At 66.5% G+C, this 17,547-nt stretch carries 16 protein-coding genes; 10 read left to right on the top strand and 6 right to left on the bottom strand.

All coding sequences use genetic code 11. From position 1 onward, the window contains the following. Positions 1–111: 111 nt before the first annotated feature. From AC1DOP_RS23260 to hutC, 4 genes are all read right to left on the bottom strand, one after another. The gene (locus AC1DOP_RS23260; RefSeq protein ID WP_379776300.1) at positions 112–381 is read right to left on the bottom strand and encodes a type B 50S ribosomal protein L31; all 270 of its coding nucleotides are present in this window, start codon (positions 379–381) and stop codon (positions 112–114) included. A gap of 353 nt (positions 382–734) precedes the next feature. Next, the gene (rho, locus tag AC1DOP_RS23265; RefSeq protein ID WP_442124777.1) at positions 735–1,997 is read right to left on the bottom strand and encodes a transcription termination factor Rho; all 1,263 of its coding nucleotides are present in this window, start codon (positions 1,995–1,997) and stop codon (positions 735–737) included. Positions 1,998–2,134: 137 nt separating this feature from the next. Further along, entirely contained in the window at positions 2,135–2,461 is a 327-nt protein-coding gene (trxA, locus tag AC1DOP_RS23270) for a thioredoxin TrxA (protein ID WP_036236119.1), read from the bottom strand. 320 nt (positions 2,462–2,781) lie between these two features. Continuing rightward, positions 2,782–3,501 (bottom strand): histidine utilization repressor, encoded by a 720-nt coding sequence (hutC, locus tag AC1DOP_RS23275; protein ID WP_442124778.1) that lies wholly within the window; start codon positions 3,499–3,501, stop codon positions 2,782–2,784. 150 nt (positions 3,502–3,651) lie between these two features. On the opposite strand from hutC, the gene ada reads away from it, so the two are divergent. Both ada and AC1DOP_RS23285 read left to right on the top strand, forming a co-directional pair. Next, entirely contained in the window at positions 3,652–4,710 is a 1,059-nt protein-coding gene (gene ada / locus AC1DOP_RS23280) for a bifunctional DNA-binding transcriptional regulator/O6-methylguanine-DNA methyltransferase Ada (protein ID WP_477253637.1), read from the top strand. Then, positions 4,707–5,396, top strand: coding sequence for a 2OG-Fe(II) oxygenase (locus AC1DOP_RS23285; RefSeq protein ID WP_442124780.1), 690 nt, complete (start codon positions 4,707–4,709; stop codon positions 5,394–5,396). Before ada ends, AC1DOP_RS23285 begins: the two co-directional genes overlap by 4 nt. Before the next feature lie 69 nt (positions 5,397–5,465). On the opposite strand, the gene AC1DOP_RS23290 is transcribed toward AC1DOP_RS23285, so the two are convergent. Next, a complete protein-coding gene (locus AC1DOP_RS23290) occupies positions 5,466–6,161 on the bottom strand; it encodes a transposase (RefSeq protein ID WP_442124781.1) in 696 nt (231 codons plus the stop codon). Between the two features lie 199 nt (positions 6,162–6,360). On the opposite strand from AC1DOP_RS23290, the gene AC1DOP_RS23295 reads away from it, so the two are divergent. The 8 genes from AC1DOP_RS23295 to AC1DOP_RS23330 all read left to right on the top strand — a co-directional run bounded on the left by AC1DOP_RS23295 (position 6,361) and on the right by AC1DOP_RS23330 (position 16,951). Next, on the top strand, positions 6,361–8,031 hold the full coding sequence (locus AC1DOP_RS23295; protein WP_442124782.1) for an amidohydrolase: 1,671 nt from the start codon (positions 6,361–6,363) through the stop codon (positions 8,029–8,031). Positions 8,032–8,095: 64 nt separating this feature from the next. Continuing rightward, positions 8,096–9,802 carry a urocanate hydratase gene (hutU, locus tag AC1DOP_RS23300; RefSeq protein ID WP_477253640.1) on the top strand — a complete coding sequence of 569 codons (1,707 nt, stop codon included), beginning with the start codon at positions 8,096–8,098 and terminating at the stop codon, positions 9,800–9,802. Positions 9,803–9,818: 16 nt separating this feature from the next. Beyond that, positions 9,819–11,381 (top strand): histidine ammonia-lyase, encoded by a 1,563-nt coding sequence (hutH, locus tag AC1DOP_RS23305; RefSeq protein ID WP_442124784.1) that lies wholly within the window; start codon positions 9,819–9,821, stop codon positions 11,379–11,381. Positions 11,382–11,397: 16 nt separating this feature from the next. Next, the gene (gene hutG, locus AC1DOP_RS23310; RefSeq protein ID WP_442124785.1) at positions 11,398–12,186 is read left to right on the top strand and encodes an N-formylglutamate deformylase; all 789 of its coding nucleotides are present in this window, start codon (positions 11,398–11,400) and stop codon (positions 12,184–12,186) included. Next, entirely contained in the window at positions 12,183–13,553 is a 1,371-nt protein-coding gene (locus tag AC1DOP_RS23315; protein WP_477253643.1) for a formimidoylglutamate deiminase, read from the top strand. The genes hutG and AC1DOP_RS23315 overlap by 4 nt, the downstream gene beginning before the upstream one ends. Continuing rightward, positions 13,550–14,167 (top strand): HutD/Ves family protein, encoded by a 618-nt coding sequence (locus tag AC1DOP_RS23320; RefSeq protein WP_442124787.1) that lies wholly within the window; start codon positions 13,550–13,552, stop codon positions 14,165–14,167. The genes AC1DOP_RS23315 and AC1DOP_RS23320 overlap by 4 nt, the downstream gene beginning before the upstream one ends. After that, on the top strand, positions 14,160–15,392 hold the full coding sequence (hutI, locus tag AC1DOP_RS23325; RefSeq protein ID WP_477253648.1) for an imidazolonepropionase: 1,233 nt from the start codon (positions 14,160–14,162) through the stop codon (positions 15,390–15,392). The genes AC1DOP_RS23320 and hutI overlap by 8 nt, the downstream gene beginning before the upstream one ends. Positions 15,393–15,451: 59 nt before the next feature. Beyond that, complete coding sequence (locus AC1DOP_RS23330; RefSeq protein WP_477253646.1) at positions 15,452–16,951, top strand: glycine betaine ABC transporter substrate-binding protein; 1,500 nt, start codon at positions 15,452–15,454, stop codon at positions 16,949–16,951. Here AC1DOP_RS23330 and AC1DOP_RS23335 read toward each other — a convergent pair. Further along, entirely contained in the window at positions 16,946–17,125 is a 180-nt protein-coding gene (locus AC1DOP_RS23335) for a hypothetical protein (RefSeq protein WP_442124789.1), read from the bottom strand. The two genes, AC1DOP_RS23330 and AC1DOP_RS23335, sit on opposite strands and share 6 nt — an antisense overlap. Positions 17,126–17,547: the final 422 nt, after the last annotated feature.

A 17,547-nucleotide genomic window follows, 5' to 3' on the forward strand; every position in this document is an offset into this window, starting at 1 on the left:
GCGTGATGTGCTGGAATAATGTCGCGCTAGTATAGCGGCAAAAAAAAAGGAAGCCCCAGGGCTTCCTTCTCGGAGACCCGAAGGCCTCCTGACAGTGCGCTCGCCGGGGAATTAGCCGTTGGCGACGCTGGTCTTCGAGCCGACCGAACCGAACTTCTGGCGGAATTTCTCGACGCGGCCAGCGGTGTCGACGATCTTGTGCTTACCGGTGAAGAACGGGTGCGATTCAGCCGACACCTCGATCTTGACCAGCGGGTATTGCTTACCTTCGAAATCGATGGTTTCGCGGGTGTTGATGGTCGAACGGGTGATGAATTTGAAATCGCAGGACAGGTCGTGGAAGACGACTTCGCGGTAATCCGGATGGATATCGGTTTTCATGTTTTGCCTCGGTTAAGTTGGTAGCCAAAAGGCACTTCGTCGGTCGCGCTGCTTCTTGACCCGATTGCCGATCACTTGCCATGGGTGGTAATGAACCGGAGATTATATGTCAGCCGGAGCCACGAGGCAACCTTCCAGGGTTCAGGCATGGGGCAGGCGCGACATCATGGTCAGGATCATGCCGCCGAAACCGATGACCATGGTGATGGTGGCTGCCGCCATCCACTTGCTCAGGCGTGAGGATTCGCCATGGATGTCCGTTTTGAGGATCTGAACGAATCGTGGCGCATAAAGCAGAAAAGGCGAGTTCGACTCGCCTTTTCCGTGGATCCCGTTATCTCAAACGGCAGGGATCAGCCGCCGCGACGCATCATGTCGAAGAACTCGACATTGTTCTTGGTCGCGCGCATCTTGTCGAGGATGAACTCCATCGCCTCGATCTCGTCCATCGAGTACAGCAGCTTGCGCAGGATCCAGATCTTCTGCAGCTGGTCCGGCTTGATCAGCAGTTCTTCGCGGCGGGTGCCCGATTTGTTCAGGTTGATCGCCGGGTAGACGCGCTTCTCGGCCAGGCGGCGCTCGAGGTGCACTTCCATGTTGCCGGTACCCTTGAATTCTTCGTAGATCACGTCGTCCATGCGCGAACCGGTTTCGATCAGCGCGGTGGCGACGATGGTCAGCGAACCGCCTTCCTCGACGTTACGGGCGGCGCCGAAGAAACGCTTCGGACGCTGCAGGGCGTTGGCGTCGACACCACCGGTCAGCACCTTGCCCGAGGCCGGGATCACGGTGTTGTAGGCGCGTGCCAGGCGGGTGATCGAGTCCAGCAGGATCACGACGTCCTTCTTCATTTCGACCAGGCGCTTGGCCTTTTCCAGCACCATCTCGGCGACCTGCACGTGGCGGGTGGCCGGTTCGTCGAAGGTCGAGGCAACCACTTCGCCGCGCACCGAACGCTGCATCTCGGTCACTTCCTCGGGACGTTCGTCGATCAGCAGGACGATCAGGGTGACGTCCGGGTGATTCGCGGTGATCGCGTGGGCGATGTGTTGCAGGATGACCGACTTGCCGGATTTCGGCGATGCCACCAGCAGGCCACGCTGGCCCTTGCCGATCGGGGCGATCAGGTCGATGATGCGGCCGGTGATGTTTTCCTGGCCGTTCATGTCGCGCTCCAGGCGCAGCGGCTCGTTCGGGTGCAGCGGCGTCAGGTTCTCGAACAGGATGCGGTGCTTGGAGGCTTCCGGCGATTCGCCGTTGACCTTGTCCACCTTCACCAGCGCAAAATAGCGCTCGCCATCCTTCGGCGTACGCACTTCCCCTTCGATCGAGTCACCCGTATGCAGGTTGAAGCGGCGGATCTGCGACGGCGAGATGTAGATGTCGTCGGTCGACGCCATGTAGCTCGCATCGGGCGAACGCAGGAAACCGAAACCGTCCGGCAGCACCTCGAGCGCGCCGTCGCCGAAAATCTGTTCGCCTTGTTTCGCGCGCTTCTTGAGGATCGCGAACATCAGTTCTTGTTTGCGCAGGCGGGCTGCGTTGTCGATATCCAGGCTGATCGCCATCTCCAGAAGGGCGGAGACGTGCATTGCCTTCAGTTCAGATAAGTGCATGTGTCGGGTGTCCCGTGACGGGAAAGTAAAGGTAGGGGAGGGAACTACGTGGGTTGATTAAAAGAGAAGCATCGGAGTCGATGGCCTTCCCGGACCGGAATGGCGGCAGTGCGGGCGCGCTGCCGCCGGCTATGGTATCAGATGTTGCTATCGATGAAAGCAGTCAGTTGGCCTTTTGCCATTGCGCCGACCTTCTGGGCCGCCGCCACGCCATTCTTGAACAGGATCAGGGTCGGAATGCCACGGATGCCGAACTTGGCCGGCACGGCCTGGTTCGCATCGACGTCCATCTTCGCGATCAGGAGCTTGCCGTCATATTCCTTAGCGACTTCTTCGAGGATCGGGGCGATCATCTTGCAGGGGCCGCACCACTCGGCCCAGAAGTCGACCAGGACCGGGCGCTCGGACTTCAGCACGTCGGTTTCGAAAGATGCATCGCTAATGTGTTTGATGTTTTCGCTCATGTTTTCCTCAGTGAGAGGTAGGTCAATTAACGCCTGAACGCACAATGGTGGAGACACTGTGTGCAATATTCAATAGTGGAAGTGCTGCAAGGAGGTGTCAGGCGGGGGTTAGCTGAAATAATAACCGATTTTCCTGAAACGTGTTCGCAAGCTTTGTACAAAATCTTAACACGTTGTGGCGCACTGCAAGCGCGCCACAGTTTTAGCCCTTGCCAGGCTGGCGGACGGCGGATCGACCTGAACCTATTATTGCCGACGATGTCGCCGTCTGTACATGGGGCCGGCGGAATTATTTTGCGGCGTGGTGCAAGCGGCAAGCTTCAGGTGACGCTGCCGGTAAACTTGTACAGCTGGCCCGGATGCCACATGGTCGCCACCGTCGCCACCCGGCCCTGCGAGGTGGTGCGGCGCCGCAGCACCAGGCAGGCGCTGCCGGCGTCGACGTCCAGCATCTCGGCCACCTCGCGCGGCGCCGGCAGCGCTTCGATGCTGTAGGTCGCATCCTGCAGGGGCGCGGCCACCATCAGGTGTTCGTTCGGGGTGACGCGGGTATAGTCCTGGTCGAGGTAGGCGGGGGCGCAGGCCGGGTTGACCCAGCGGTCCTCGATCTGGATCGGCTGGCCGTTCTCGTGGTGCACGATCACGGAGTGGAACAGCGGCGTGCCAGGTTCCAGTTCGAACTGCAGGGCCAGCGCCTCGCCGGCGGGCGCCTGCTCCAGCAGCAGCGGGCGGCTGGTGTGGGCGTGTCCGCGGGCGCGCACCTCGTCGGCGATGTTGCGGATCTCGACCAGCGTGGCCTGGTATTTTTGCGGCGCGACGAAGGTGCCCGCGCCCTGGCGCCGGGTCAGCACCTGTTCGGCGGTCAGCTCGCGCACCGCGCGGTTGACGGTCATGCGCGAGACGCCGAACTGGCGCACCAGCGCCTGCTCGGACGGCACCAGGTCGCCTTCCTTCCAGCGGCCGGAGGCGATCTCGCCCATCAGGTAATCCTTGATGCGCTGAAAAATGGGGGTGGCGTCTTGCGCGAACTGTTCGTCCAAACTACTCTCCGGGATTCAGGTGTGTCTTGTGCCGCTTGCCGAGTGACGCCACATTCTAGCACTGCGATTTGAAAGCAAGACCCGGGATGACGCCGCCTTGGCCATGCCGATACGATGATGGCATTCGACTCGTGGAGCATGGAGATTATCATGGACAAACTGGCTTTCGACACCGACGCGGAGCGCTGGGCCGCGGTGCAGCAGCGCGCGCGCGAAGCCGACGGCATCTTCTATTACTCGGTGCGCAGCACCGGCGTGTACTGCCTGCCGTCCTGCCCGTCGCGCCCCGCCAAGCGAGCCAACGTCGCCTTTCACGCCACCCGTGAAGCCGCCGAAGCGGCCGGCTTCCGGCCCTGCCTGCGCTGCAAGCCGGACCAGCCGCCGCTGGCCGAGCGCCAGGCGCAGGCGGTGGCGCGGGCCTGCCGCCTGATCGACGCCGCGGAAGACGAACCTGACCTGGCCAGCCTGGCCGAGGCCAGCGGCATGAGCCGCTTTCACTTTCACCGCGTGTTCAAGGCGCATACCGGGATCACGCCGAAGGCCTATGCGGCGGCGCGCCGCGCCGAACGACTCAAACGCGGACTGGCGCAGGCCGCCACCGCGACCGAGGCGGCGTATGACGCAGGCTTCAATTCGAGCGGCCGCTTCTACGCGGCCACGCCCGGCGTGCTGGGCATGACCCCGGGCCGCTGGCGTGCGGGCGGCGGCGGGGAGCGGATCCGCTTCGCCGTGGCGCAGTGCTCGCTGGGAGCGCTGCTGGTTGCCGCCACCGGCAAGGGCATCTGCTCGATCCTGCTGGGCGACGATCCGGATGCGCTGGTGCGCGACCTGCAGGACCGTTTCCCGAAGGCCGAACTGATCGGCGCCGAAGCGGCATTCGAAGCGACGGTGGCGCAGGTGGTGGCGTTCGTCGAAGCGCCGCGCATCGGCCTCGACCTGCCGCTGGACCTGCGCGGCACCGCCTTCCAGCAGCGCGTCTGGCAGGCACTGCGCGCGATCCCGGCCGGCCGCACGGTGGGCTATGCCGAACTGGCCGCGCAACTCGGCATGCCGCAGGGAGCGCGCGCCGTGGCCGGGGCCTGCGCCGCGAATCCGGTGGCGATCGCCGTTCCCTGCCATCGCGTGGTGCGCAACGACGGATCGATTTCCGGCTATCGCTGGGGTGTGGAGCGCAAGCGTGCGCTGCTCGAACGGGAGAGCAGTGAATGAAGGATATCGATTGGGACCGTGCCGGCGCCGAGCTGGACGCCTATGGCTGCGCGGTACTGCCGGCGCTGCTGGATGCCGGCCAGTGCGCCGCCTACGCGGCGGCTTACGCGCAGCCGGACATGTTCCGCAGCCGGGTCGTGATGGAGCGCCACGGCTTCGGACGCGGCGAGTACCAGTATTTCTCGTACCCGTTGCCGCCCGACCTGGCGGCGCTGCGCGGCGCGCTGTATCCGCCGCTGGCGCGCATCGCCAACCGCTGGCAGGCGGCGCTCGGGCTGGACGGGCGCTATCCGCTGGAGCACGTACGCTATCTGGAGCGCTGCCGCGCCGCCGGTCAGGCCAGGCCGACCCCATTGCTGCTGCAGTACGGCCCCGGCGACTACAACTGCCTGCACCAGGACCTGTACGGCGAGCACGTGTTCCCGCTGCAGGTGGCGGTGCTGCTCTCGCGTCCGGGCGAGGATTTCAGCGGCGGCGAATTCGTCCTCACCGAACATCGCCCGCGCATGCAGTCGCGCGCCGAGGTCGTACCGCTGGCCCATGGCGATGCCGTCGTGTTCCCGGTCCACACCCGCCCAGTCAGCGGCACCCGCGGCCTCTACCGCGTCAACATGCGCCACGGCATCAGCCGCATCCGCAGCGGCCACCGCCACACCCTCGGCATCATCTTCCACGACGCCGCCTGACCTTCGGGGTCAGAAATTCGGGGTCAGAGCACTTTTCGGCACAAATTCGGGGTCAGAGCACTTTTTCGATCAAGTGCCTGACCTCACTTTCGGCCGCCCGCGCACGCCGATGCCGCCGGGACGGCCGATTTTCCGGGCGATGTCATCGACAAAATCCTGCGCCCCGAGCACCGCATTGGCCTTGCCGGCCTGCCGGATCTGGGCCAGCAGATGTTCAGGCATCGCTTCCCTGAACAGGTCGCGGTAGGCGGCGCGCCGTTCTCCTTCATGCATGCCGAGGCCCGTGTAGATCAGGTGCGGCGTGACCAGATTGTCTTCCGCGCCGAGCGCATTGGCCCGATAGCTCGACCACCGGTAGTGCGCCGGATCGCCGGCCATGCCCGCCCGCACCGGATTCAGCTCGATATAGCGCTGGCAGACCAGCAGGTAGCGTTCATCCTCGACCAGGCACGAGCGGAACCTGCCTTCCCACAAGGTACCGGTACGCGCATGCCGCCGGTTGAAATACTGGACATAGTGCTGGCCGAGGCGCCGCATGAGCACGCTTGGCCCGGTCTTGCTTCCCGATGACAGCAACAGGTGCACGTGATTGGTCATCAGGACATAGGCATGCACCTGGCATGCGGACTCGGCGGCGTATTGCCGGGCAAGGGTGAGATAGACGAGGTAATCGGCCTCGCAGCTGAAGCAGGAAGTGCGATTGTTCCCGCGCTGGATGATGTGGAGCGGTACCGCGGGCAGTACCAGGCGTGGTCGTCGTGCCATGGGATCGTGGGTGCATGAGAAGGCATGACCATATCGAAGCAGGGCGGATGGGGAATGATGAATCTCAATTGCGCGCGGGTCCTTGCCGCAAAAAGTGCTCTGACCCCGAATTTAGAGAAAAAAGTGCTCTGACCCCGAATTTGACCCTTGCGTGTTTTTCTATACACTCTGTTTCTTTATAAGAATGGAGAGCCCGACGATGCGCCTGAAACCTCTGCAGTCCGCCCTGTTCGTCCTGATGGCCGGCGGTGCCATGGCCGCGGCCCATGCCGATACCGTGATCGACAATGCCAACGGCTATACGCTCAACGCCAAGGGGGATGTCATCCAGTTCGCATCGATGGCCTTCGACGACAACGGCAGGATCATCGCGGTCGGCAGCGCGGGCGAGGTGGCGGCCAGGGCGCCGAATGCGAAGCACGTCGACCTGCAGGGCCGCACCGTGCTGCCCGGCCTGATCGATGCGCACGGCCACGTGTTCGGCCTGGGCGCGATGCTGACCCAGCTCGACCTGTCGACTTCCACCTCGCTGGACGGCGCCCTGAAATCCATCGCCGACTATGCGCGCGCCAATCCGCAGCAGGCCTGGGTGCGCGGGCGCGGCTGGAACCAGGAGATCTGGAAGCTGGGCCGCTTCCCGACCGCGAAGGAACTCGACGGCGCCGTAGCGGACCGTCCGGTGTGGCTGGAGCGCGTCGACGGCCACGCGGGCTGGGCCAACAGCCGCGTGCTGGCGCTGGCCGGCATCACGAATGCCACGCCGGATCCGGTCGGCGGCAAGATCGTGCGCGACGAGAAGGGTGTCGCCACCGGCGTGCTGATCGATGCCGCCCAGGCCCTGGTGACGAAAGTCCTGCCGCAGGAGACCGAGCAGGAAGGCCGCATCATGCTCGACCGCGCCCTCGAGAACATGGCCAGCGTCGGCCTGACCAGCGTGCACGACGCCGGCATCACGGCCGGCGAAGACAGGCTGTACCGCGACTACGCGGACCACGGCAAGCTGACCGCCCGCATCTACGCCATGATCGGCGGCACCGGTCCGGATTTTGACCAGTTGGCAAAAAATGGCCCGCTCCCCAGCTATGGCAAGGACATGTACGCGCTGGCCGCGGTCAAGCTGTATGCGGACGGCGCCCTGGGCAGCCGCGGCGCGGCCCTGCTGGCGCCCTACAGCGACGATCCGCATTCGCACGGCCTGCTGTTCCACACGAATAAGGAAATCGACGCGATGATCACCAAGGCCATCAAGAAGGGCTACCAGGTGAACGTGCACGCGATCGGCGACGCCGGCAACAAGCAGATCCTCGACACCTTCGCGAAGGAGATTCCGGCGAATAAAGCGCTGGACAAGCGCCACCGCATCGAGCATGCCCAGGTCGTGACCCTGAGCGACATTCCGCGTTTCAAGAGCATCGGCATCATCCCGTCGATGCAGCCGACCCACGCGACCTCGGACAAGAACATGGCCGAGACCCGCATCGGTGCCGAGCGCATGAAGGGCGCCTACGCCTGGCGCAGCTTCCTGCAGCAGGGCTCGCGCATCGCCTGCGGTTCCGACTTCCCGGTCGAGGCGCCGAACCCCTTCTTCGGCATCCACGCCGCCGTCACCCGCCAGGACAAGCACGGCCAGCCGATCGCCGGCTGGTATCCGGAGCAGGAGATGTCGCTGAAGGAAGCCTTCCGCTGCTTCACGCTGGACGCGGCCTACGCCGGCCACCAGGAAAAGACCCTGGGCTCGCTCGAAGCCGGTAAATACGCCGACTTCATCGTGATCGACCGCGATCTGTTCAAGATTTCGCCTTACGACATCTACAAGATCGGCGTGCTGGAAACCTGGGTGGCGGGACGCCAGGTCTATCAAAAGAAGTGAAAAGAGGGGCTTGACTAGGTTGTATAGACAACCTAGACTTTCTTGACATTCAAAGGAGCCTGCCATGACCAACGCTTCGCCGATGCAAGACCCCCGGTTCGATCCCACCCGCGACATCCGCGCCCCGCGCGGCAGCCAGCTCTCGTGCAAGAGCTGGCTGACCGAAGCGGCCTACCGTATGTTGCAGAACAACCTGGATGCCGAGGTGGCGGAGAACCCGCAGCACCTCGTCGTCTACGGCGGCATCGGCCGCGCCGCGCGCGACTGGGCCTGCTACGACCAGATCCTCGCCTCGCTGCGCGAACTCGAGGACGACCAGACCCTGCTCATCCAGTCCGGCAAACCGGTCGGCGTGTTCCAGACCCATCCCGACGCGCCGCGCGTCCTGCTCGCGAACTCCAACCTGGTGCCGAAATGGGCCAACTGGGAGCACTTCAACGAGCTCGATCGCAAGGGCCTGTTCATGTACGGACAGATGACGGCCGGCAGCTGGATCTACATCGGCACCCAGGGCATCGTGCAGGGGACCTACGAAACCTTTGCCGAAGCCGGCCGCCAGCACTTCGGCGGCGACATGAGCGGCCGCTGGGTCCTCACCGCCGGCCTGGGCGGCATGGGCGGCGCCCAGCCATTGGCCGCCACCTTCGCCGGCGCGGTCTCGCTGACGGTGGAGTGCCAGCAGAGCAGCATCGACTTCCGCCTGCGCACCCGCTACCTGGACAAGCAGGCGTTCAGCATCGACGAAGCCCTGCAGATGATCCGCGAGCACAAGCAAAACAAGGACGCGATCTCCATCGGCCTGCTCGGCAACGCCGCCGACGTGCTGCCGGAGCTGGTGCGCCGTGCAAAGGAAACAGGCATGGTGCCCGACCTGGTCACCGACCAGACCTCGGCCCACGACCTGATCAATGGCTACCTGCCGCGCGGCTGGACCGTCGAGCAGTGGAAAGCGGCCCAGCAGGACCCGGGCCAGCACGCCCAACTGAAGAAGGCCGCAGCGGAATCCGCAGCCGCCCACGTGCAGGCCATCCTCGACTTCCAGGCGATGGGCGCCAAGGCCGTCGACTACGGCAACAACATCCGCCAGGTCGCCTTCGACGAAGGCGTCAAGAATGCCTTCGACTTCCCCGGCTTCGTGCCGGCCTATATCCGCCCGCAGTTCTGCGAAGGCCGCGGCCCCTTCCGCTGGGTGGCCCTGTCGGGCGACCCGGAAGACATCTACAAGACCGACGCCAAGATCAAGGAGCTGTTCCCGCAGCATGCGCGCGTGCACCGCTGGCTCGACATGGCGCGCGAACGCATCGCCTTCCAGGGCCTGCCGGCGCGCATCTGCTGGCTGGGCCTCGGCGAACGCCACATCGCCGGCCTGGCCTTCAACGAGATGGTGCGCAAGGGCGAGCTGAAGGCGCCGATCGTGATCGGCCGCGACCACCTCGACACCGGTTCCGTCGCCAGCCCGAACCGCGAAACGGAAGCCATGCGCGACGGCACCGACGCCGTCTCCGACTGGCCGCTGCTGAACGCCATGCTGAACACGGCCGGCGGCGCGACCTGGGTCTCGCTGCACCACGGCGGCGGGGTCGGCATGGGATACTCGCAGCATTCCGGCGTGGTCATCGTGGCCGACGGCACCGAAGCCGCCGACAAGCGCCTGGCGCGCGTGCTGGTGAACGATTGCGCCTCCGGCGTGATGCGCCATGCCGACGCCGGCTATGAGCTCGCGATCGAAGCCGCCAAGCGCTTCGGCCTGAAACTCCCAATGATCAAATAAGCAGCACATGAGCACCATGAAACCAGCATCGAACCACCTGACCCTGCAGCCCGGCTCCCTCACCCTTGGCGAGCTGCGCGCCGTCTGGCAATCCGCCGGCAGCCTGTCGCTCGCTTCGGAAGCCTATGCCGCCATCGAAGCCTCGGCCGCCACCGTCCAGGCCATCGTCGCCAAGGGCGATCCGGCCTATGGCATCAACACCGGCTTCGGCATCCTGGCCAAGCGCCACATCCCGCAAGCCCAGCTCGAGCAGCTGCAGCAGAACCTGATCCTCTCGCACGCGGTCGGCACCGGCGAACTGCTGGCGGACCACATCGTGCGCCTCATCATGCTGACCAAGATTGGCAGCCTGGCGCGCGGCTTCTCGGGCGTGCGTCCGCTGATCGTCGATACCCTGATCGCCCTGTACAACGCCGGCATCATGCCCGCCATCCCGTGCCAGGGTTCGGTCGGCGCGTCCGGCGACCTGGCGCCGCTGGCCCACATGACCCTGGCGATGCTGGGCGTCGGCCAGGTGCGCATGAAGGGCGAGATCATGGATGCAAGCGCGGCCCTGCAAGCGGCCGGCATCGCGCCGGTGACGCTGGCGGCGAAGGAGGGCCTGGCCTTGATCAACGGCACCCAGGTCTCGACCGCGCTGGCCCTGCACGGCCTGTTCATGTCCGAGCGCCTGCTGGAAGCGGCGATGGTGAGCGGCGCGCTGTCGCTGGATGCCGCCCGCGGCAGCGACGCGCCCTTCGACCCGCGCGTGCATGCGGTGCGCGGCCAGCCGGGCCAGATCGCGGCGGCGAAGATTTATCGGGAACTGGTGGCGGGCAGCGCGATTCGCGCCTCCCACCTGGTCGGCGACGAACGCGTGCAGGATCCCTACAGCCTGCGCTGCCAGCCGCAGGTGATGGGCGCCGTGATGGACCTGATCGCCCAGGCCGGCCGCACGCTGCTGATCGAAGCGAATGCCGTCACCGATAACCCGTTGATCTTCCCGGACGCCGGCGACACCGGCGCGGGCATGATCGTTTCCGGCGGCAATTTCCACGCGGAACCTGTCGCCTTCGCGGCCGACACCCTGGCGCTGGCCATTGCCGAGATCGGCGCCCTGGCCGAGCGCCGCATCGCGCTGCTGATCGATTCCACGCTGTCCGGCCTGCCGCCTTTCCTGGTCAAGGAACCGGGCGTGAATTCCGGTTTCATGATCGCCCACGTGACCGCCGCGGCCCTGGCTTCGGAGAACAAGTCGCTGGCGCATCCGGCCAGCGTCGACAGCCTGCCGACCTCGGCCAACCAGGAAGACCACGTCAGCATGGCCACCTTCGCGGCGCGCCGTCTCGACCAGATGGCGCACAATACGGGTGTCATCGTCGGGATCGAACTGCTGGCCGCGGCGCAGGGCATCGAATTCCACCGTCCGCTGACCAGTTCAAGCCACCTGGAGCACGTGCACGCCCAGCTGCGCACGCGGGTGGCGGCCTTCGACGAAGACCGCTTCTTCGCGCCTGACATCGAGGCGGCGAAGCGGATGGTGATGGCGGGCGAGCTGTCCTCGCAGTGCCGCGAATTGTTCACCGCGCTGCATCCTTAAGCGACAAGGAGGGGTAATGGATTTCAGGTTCAAGGCGGGCACCCTGCCGCTGCTGGTATCGATGCCCCACGTGGGCACCGACATTCCCGACGAGCTGGCAGCAAGCCTGACGCCTTGCGCGGCGGCGCGCGCCGACACCGACTGGCACCTGACGGAGCTCTACGGCTTCGCCCAGGAGATGGGCGCCTCGGTGCTGTCGGCGCGCTGGTCGCGCTACCTGATCGACCTGAACCGTCCGCCGGAAAACACCAACCTCTACCCGGGCCAGGACACCACCGGCCTGTGCCCGGTCGACACCTTCGGGCGCGAGCGCCTGTACCGCGAAGGCATGGAGCCCGATGAGGCGGAGGTCCGGCGCCGCCTGGAGCAGTACTGGCGGCCCTACCACGACCAGCTGCGCGCGGAACTCGACCGCCTGCTGGCCGAGCATGGCAGGGTGGTGCTGTGGGACGCGCACTCGATCGCATCCGAGGTGCCGCGCTTCTTCGAGGGCCGCCTGCCGGACCTGAACTTCGGCACCGCCGACGGCAAGTCCTGCTCGCGGCAGCTGGAAGGCGCGATGATCAAGCTGGTGGACAGCCAGGACCGCTTTTCCTTCGTCTTCAACGGCCGCTTCAAGGGCGGCCACATCACGCGCTTCTACGGCAACCCGGCCGCCGGCGTGCACGCGATCCAGCTCGAGATGGCGCAGTGCCTGTACATGAACGAGAGCGCGCCCTTCGACTACCGTCCGGACCTGGCCGGCCGGATCCAGCCGCTGCTGCGCGAGCTGCTCGGCGCGGCCGTGGAGTGGGTGCGAACGTGAGCGCGAACCAGCTGTTTGCGCGCCACGCGCTGCTGCCCGGCGGCTGGCAGGACGACGTCCTGCTGGAATGGGACGATGCCGGCAATCTGACGTCGGTGCGGCCGGGGGCCGAGCCCGGCGCGCGGGTGGTCGATTACGTCCTGCCGGGGATGGTCAACCTGCACTCCCACGCCTTCCAGCGCGCCATGGCGGGCCTGGCCGAAAAGGCGGGCGATACCCAGGACAGCTTCTGGACCTGGCGCGAACTGATGTACCGCTTCGCCGGCCGCATCACGCCGGAACAGATGGAGGCGGTGGCCGCCCAGCTGCACGCCGAGTGCCTGCGCCATGGCTACACCTCGATCTGCGAATTCCACTACGTGCAGCGCGACCCGGACGGCGAGCTGTATGCGAATCCGGCCGAGACCGCGCTGCGCATCGCCCAGGCCGCGCGCCGCACCGGCATCGGGCTCACCATGCTGCCCGTGATGTACAGCTACGCCGGCTTCGGCGAGCAGCCCTTGACACCCGGACAGCGGCGCTTCCGCACCGATCCGGAACTGGTGCTGCGCATCGTCGAGGCCCTCGAAAAGCAGCGCGGCCCGCAGATCGAAGTGGGCGCGGCCCCGCATTCGCTGCGCGCCGCCTCGGCCGGCCAGCTGCGCGAGCTGGTCGCGGGCCTGCCTGCCGGCCGGCCGCTGCACATCCACATCGCCGAGCAGCAGCTCGAGGTCGAGCAGTGCATGGAGGCGCTGGGTGCGCGTCCGGTCGACTACCTGATGAACCAGGTCGAGGTCGACCAGCGCTGGTGCCTGGTGCACGCGACCCATTTGTCGGACCGCGAGACGGCCGCGCTGGCCGCCAGCGGCGCCGTGGCCGGCCTGTGCCCGACCACCGAGGGCAATCTCGGCGACGGCCTGTTCCCGCTGACGCCCTATCTCTCCGCCGGCGGCGTGTTCGGCATCGGCAGCGACAGCCATGTGTCCCAGAGTCCGGTCGAAGAACTGCGCTGGCTCGAATACGGCCAGCGCCTGGTGCGCCAGCAGCGCAACGTGGCCGTCGACGGCGCCTGCCGCGACGTCGGCACCTATCTGTGGCAGCAGGCCCTGCGCGGCGGCGCCCGGGCCTCCGGGCGCGCCGTGGGCAGCCTGGAGGCGGGACGGCGCGCCGACCTGCTGGTGCTGGACAGCGCCCATCCGAACCTCGACGGCGTGGATGCCGGCGAGGTGCTGGGCCGCTTCCTGTTCTGCGGTAACGACAACCTGGTGCGCGACGTGCTGGCCGGCGGCCAATGGGTGGTGCGCGACGGCCGCCACGTCGACCAGGATGCGATCGCCCGGAATTACACGCAGGCCGTGCGCGCACTGCGCGAAAGGAGTCAGCCATGACGATGCTCATTCCCTATGCCGGCCTGAGCCCGGTGTCCTGGAAGAACGGCGGCGGCAGCACGACGCAGATCGCGGTCTTCCCGCCGGACGCCGGCTTCGAGGACTTCGACTGGCGCGTCAGCCTGGCGACGATCGCCGAGGATGGCGCCTTCTCCGAGTTTCCCGGCATCGAGCGGACCCTGGCCCTGGTCGACGGCCACGGCATGACGCTCGAGATCGACGAGCGGTCGGTGCTGCTGACCAGGGCCGACCCGGTGGCCGCCTTCGACGGCGAATCGCGCGTGGTCGCCAAGCTGAATCGCGGACCGAGCACGGATTTCAATGTGATGACCCGGATCGAGCGCTGCTACCACCGGTTCGGCCGGCGCGTGCTGAGCGGCGAATCGCGCTTCATCGCGCGCGCCCCCGTCACCGTGCTGTTCCTGGCCGAGGGCGACAGCCTGGAACTGTGCAGCGACCACCAGCGCATCAATATGGTGCGCTACGACGCCGTGCTGCTCGACCAGGGCACGACCTGGACCCTGCAGGCGGGGCAGGGCGTGATCTTCATCGCCGACATCCATTACTACGACAGCGAGGAAGACCTCGAGGAAGGCGATGGCCACTATGAGTGAGCGCGCTGCGCATGTCGATCTTCTGTTCGTCCACGCGCGCCTGGCTACCATGGCCGGCGGCTACGGCATCGTCGAGGACGGCGCGGTGGCGGTGCGCGATGGCCGCATCGCCTGGGTGGGACCGCGCAGCGAAGCCCCGGCCGCAGACCGCGAGCACGATTGCGGCGGCCTCTGGCTCACGCCCGGCCTGGTCGACTGCCACACCCACATCATCCACGCCGGCAACCGCAGCGACGAGTGGGAGGCGCGCCTGAACGGTGCCAGCTACGAAGACATCGCCCGCCAGGGCGGCGGCATCATGTCGACCGTGCGCGCAACCCGCGCGGCCAGTGACGACGAGCTGCTTCGCCAGAGCGCACCGCGCATCGAGGCCCTGCTGGCCGAGGGCGTGACCACGCTCGAGATCAAGTCCGGTTATGGGCTCGACCTGGCATCCGAAGCGAAGATGCTGCGCGCGGCGCGCCGGGTCGGCGAGCTGCTGCCGGTGGAGGTGGCCACCACCTTCCTCGGCGCGCATGCGCTGCCGCCGGAATTCGCCGGCCGCGCCGACGACTACATCGATGAGATCTGCGAGCGCATGCTGCCGGCGCTGGCGGACGAGGGCCTGGTCGACGCCGTCGACGCCTTCTGCGAACGGATCGGCTTTTCGCATGCGCAGACGGCGCGCGTGTTCGAGGCTGCGCGGCGACTCAAGCTGCCGGTCAAGCTGCACGCCGAACAGCTGTCCGACCAGGGTGGCGCGGCGCTGGTGGCGGAATACGGCGGCCTCTCGGCCGACCACCTGGAACACCTGTCGGCGCAAGGCGCGGCGGCGATGGCGCGCGCCGGTACGGTGGCGGTGCTGCTGCCTGGCGCCTACTACTTCCTGCGCGAGACCGTGATGCCGCCGCTGGCCCTGCTGCGCGAAGCGGGCGTGCCGCTGGCGGTGGCGACCGACTGCAATCCGGGCACCTCGCCCATGACCTCGCTGCTGCTGGCGATGAACATGGCCTGCACCCTGTGGCGCATGACGCCGCTGGAAGCCCTGCTGGGCGTGACCGCGAACGCGGCGCGCGCGCTGGGCCGCGGCGACATCGGCACCCTCGAGCCGGGCAAGCGCGCCGACTTCGCGCTGTGGGACATGGCCCGTCCGGCCGACCTGGCCTATGCGATCGGTGCGAATCCCTGCCGGGGCGTGGTGAATGCCGGTGTGCCGCGCGAGCCGCGGGTAAGCCTGTCTTTTTAATCACGGCTATCATGGCGTAGCCCGGCGGCTCATCCGCCGGCTTCACGACATGGAGGCGTATGCGCAGGTTTGCCTTGCTGGTGCTGGTGTGCTTGGTCTGCTGTGCGGCGTCGGCGGCGCCGCCGGCCGACCGGGTATTGAAGGTCGGTTCCAAGCGCTTCACCGAGTCCTATATCCTGGGCGAGATCCTGGCGCAGACGGCCGCGCCGGTGACGCGCGTCGAGCATCGCCAAGGCCTCGGCAATACCGCCATCGTCCTGAATGCGCTGCGTACCGGCGCCATCGACGTGTATCCGGAATACCTCGGCACGATCGACCTCGAAATCCTCAAGAATCCCAAACCGACTTCGCTGGAAGCCATGCGGCAAGCCCTGCGTCCGCTCGGCCTGGGCGTGGGCGTGCCGCTGGGCTTCTCGAACGGCTATGCGCTGGCCACGCGCGGCGACGCCGGCATCACGACCTTGTCCGAACTGGCATCGAAGCCGGCCTTCAGGCTGGGGCTGTCGCATGAATTCCTGGGCCGGGCCGACGGCTGGCCGGGGCTGGCCAGTTACTACGGCCTGCCGCAGCAGCCGCGCGGGATCGACCACGGCATCGCCTACGAAGCCCTGAAGCAGCACCAGGTCGACGTCATCGACATCTATTCGACGGACGCCAAGATCCGCCAGTACGGCCTGCGCGTGCTGGACGACGACAAGCACTACTTTCCGCGCTACGACGCGGTGCTGCTGTACCGGCTCGACCTGCCGCAGCGCTTTCCCCAGGCCTGGCGCGCCTTGCAGGGCCTGGAAGGGAGAATCGCCAGCGATGCGATGATCGCGATGAATGCCGAGGCCGAATTGGAGGGCAAGCCGTTCGCGGCGATCGCGCGCGGCTGGCTGGCCCGGGAGGGCGGCCAGCCGGCGGCACCCGCCGGGGCGCCGGCCCCGCGCGACGGCCTGCTGGCCAAGACCTTCGGCAACGGCTTTGCGCAACTGGCGCGCCAGCACCTGATACTGGTGCTGGCCGCGGTGCTGCTGGGCTGTGCGGCCGGGATACCGCTGGGCGTGCTGGCGGCGCTGGCGCCGCGCCTGCGCCAACCGGTGCTGGCGGTGGCGGGGACCTTGCAGACCGTGCCTTCGCTGGCCCTGCTGGCCATCCTGATCCCGCTGCTGGGGCGGATCGGCACCGTGCCGGCGCTGGTGGCCCTGTGTGCCTACGCCCTGCTGCCCATCGTGCGCAATACCTGTACCGGCCTGCTGCAAGTGCCCAGTGGCCTGCGCAACGCCGCGCTGGCGCTGGGCCTGACGCGCCGCCAGGCGCTGCTGAAGGTCGAGCTGCCGCTGGCGGCGCCGGTGATCCTGGCCGGCGTGAAGACCGCCGCCGTGATGAGCGTGGGGACGGCGACCATCGCCGCCTTCATCGGCGCCGGCGGCTTCGGCGAACGCATCACCACCGGGCTGGCACTGAACGACAACGACATGCTGCTGGCGGGCGCGATCCCCGCCGCGCTGCTGGCCTTGCTGACGCAGGCCGGGTTCGAGCTGGCCGAGCGCCTGCTGGCGCGCCGGCGTCTATAAGGATTGTAGTTTGGAGCGTGTAGCGGAAATCGCGCGGTGCAGGATGCGCTCTGCGTGGAAGTCGTTCTCGCGCTGCGCCGCGATGATGTGCAGGCTGCGCGTGTAATTGTCGAGCCGAGACCGCAGCCAGGCCCGGTAGATGATCCGCGTGATCGGTTTGACGCTCAGTTTCATGTCCGTGTCCTCGTCTGGAGGGCACATTGTCATGCAGCGCGGCTTATTGCATTTGTGATCACTCAATCGGGCGCGGCAGTGTCCTGTCAACCGGCGCAGGGCGCTTTTAAGCCTCAGTTAAGCCATCTTAACCGCGCGTTACCGACGTAAGCATTTGTAAGCGACCATTCCGCCCGGGCTGTCCGGGGCGTATATTGAAATCGTTGGATTCAAGTCTCCCCTCCCATCTAATTGGGTTCACCCACGGCGCCACACGGCCCCGTGGGTTTTTTCTTGGCGCTGTTCGCGCCAAGTGTGGAATCTTTTCTGCAAGCCTGCGGTCCAATGTCGACCTGAACCGTTGACGGAGGCAGCATGCAAGCACGGCAGTTCGAACAGTTCCTGCAACGCCTGTCCTCTCTAACGCGGCGCCAGCGCGACCG

Source organism: Massilia sp. 01N410 (assembly GCF_056399665.1).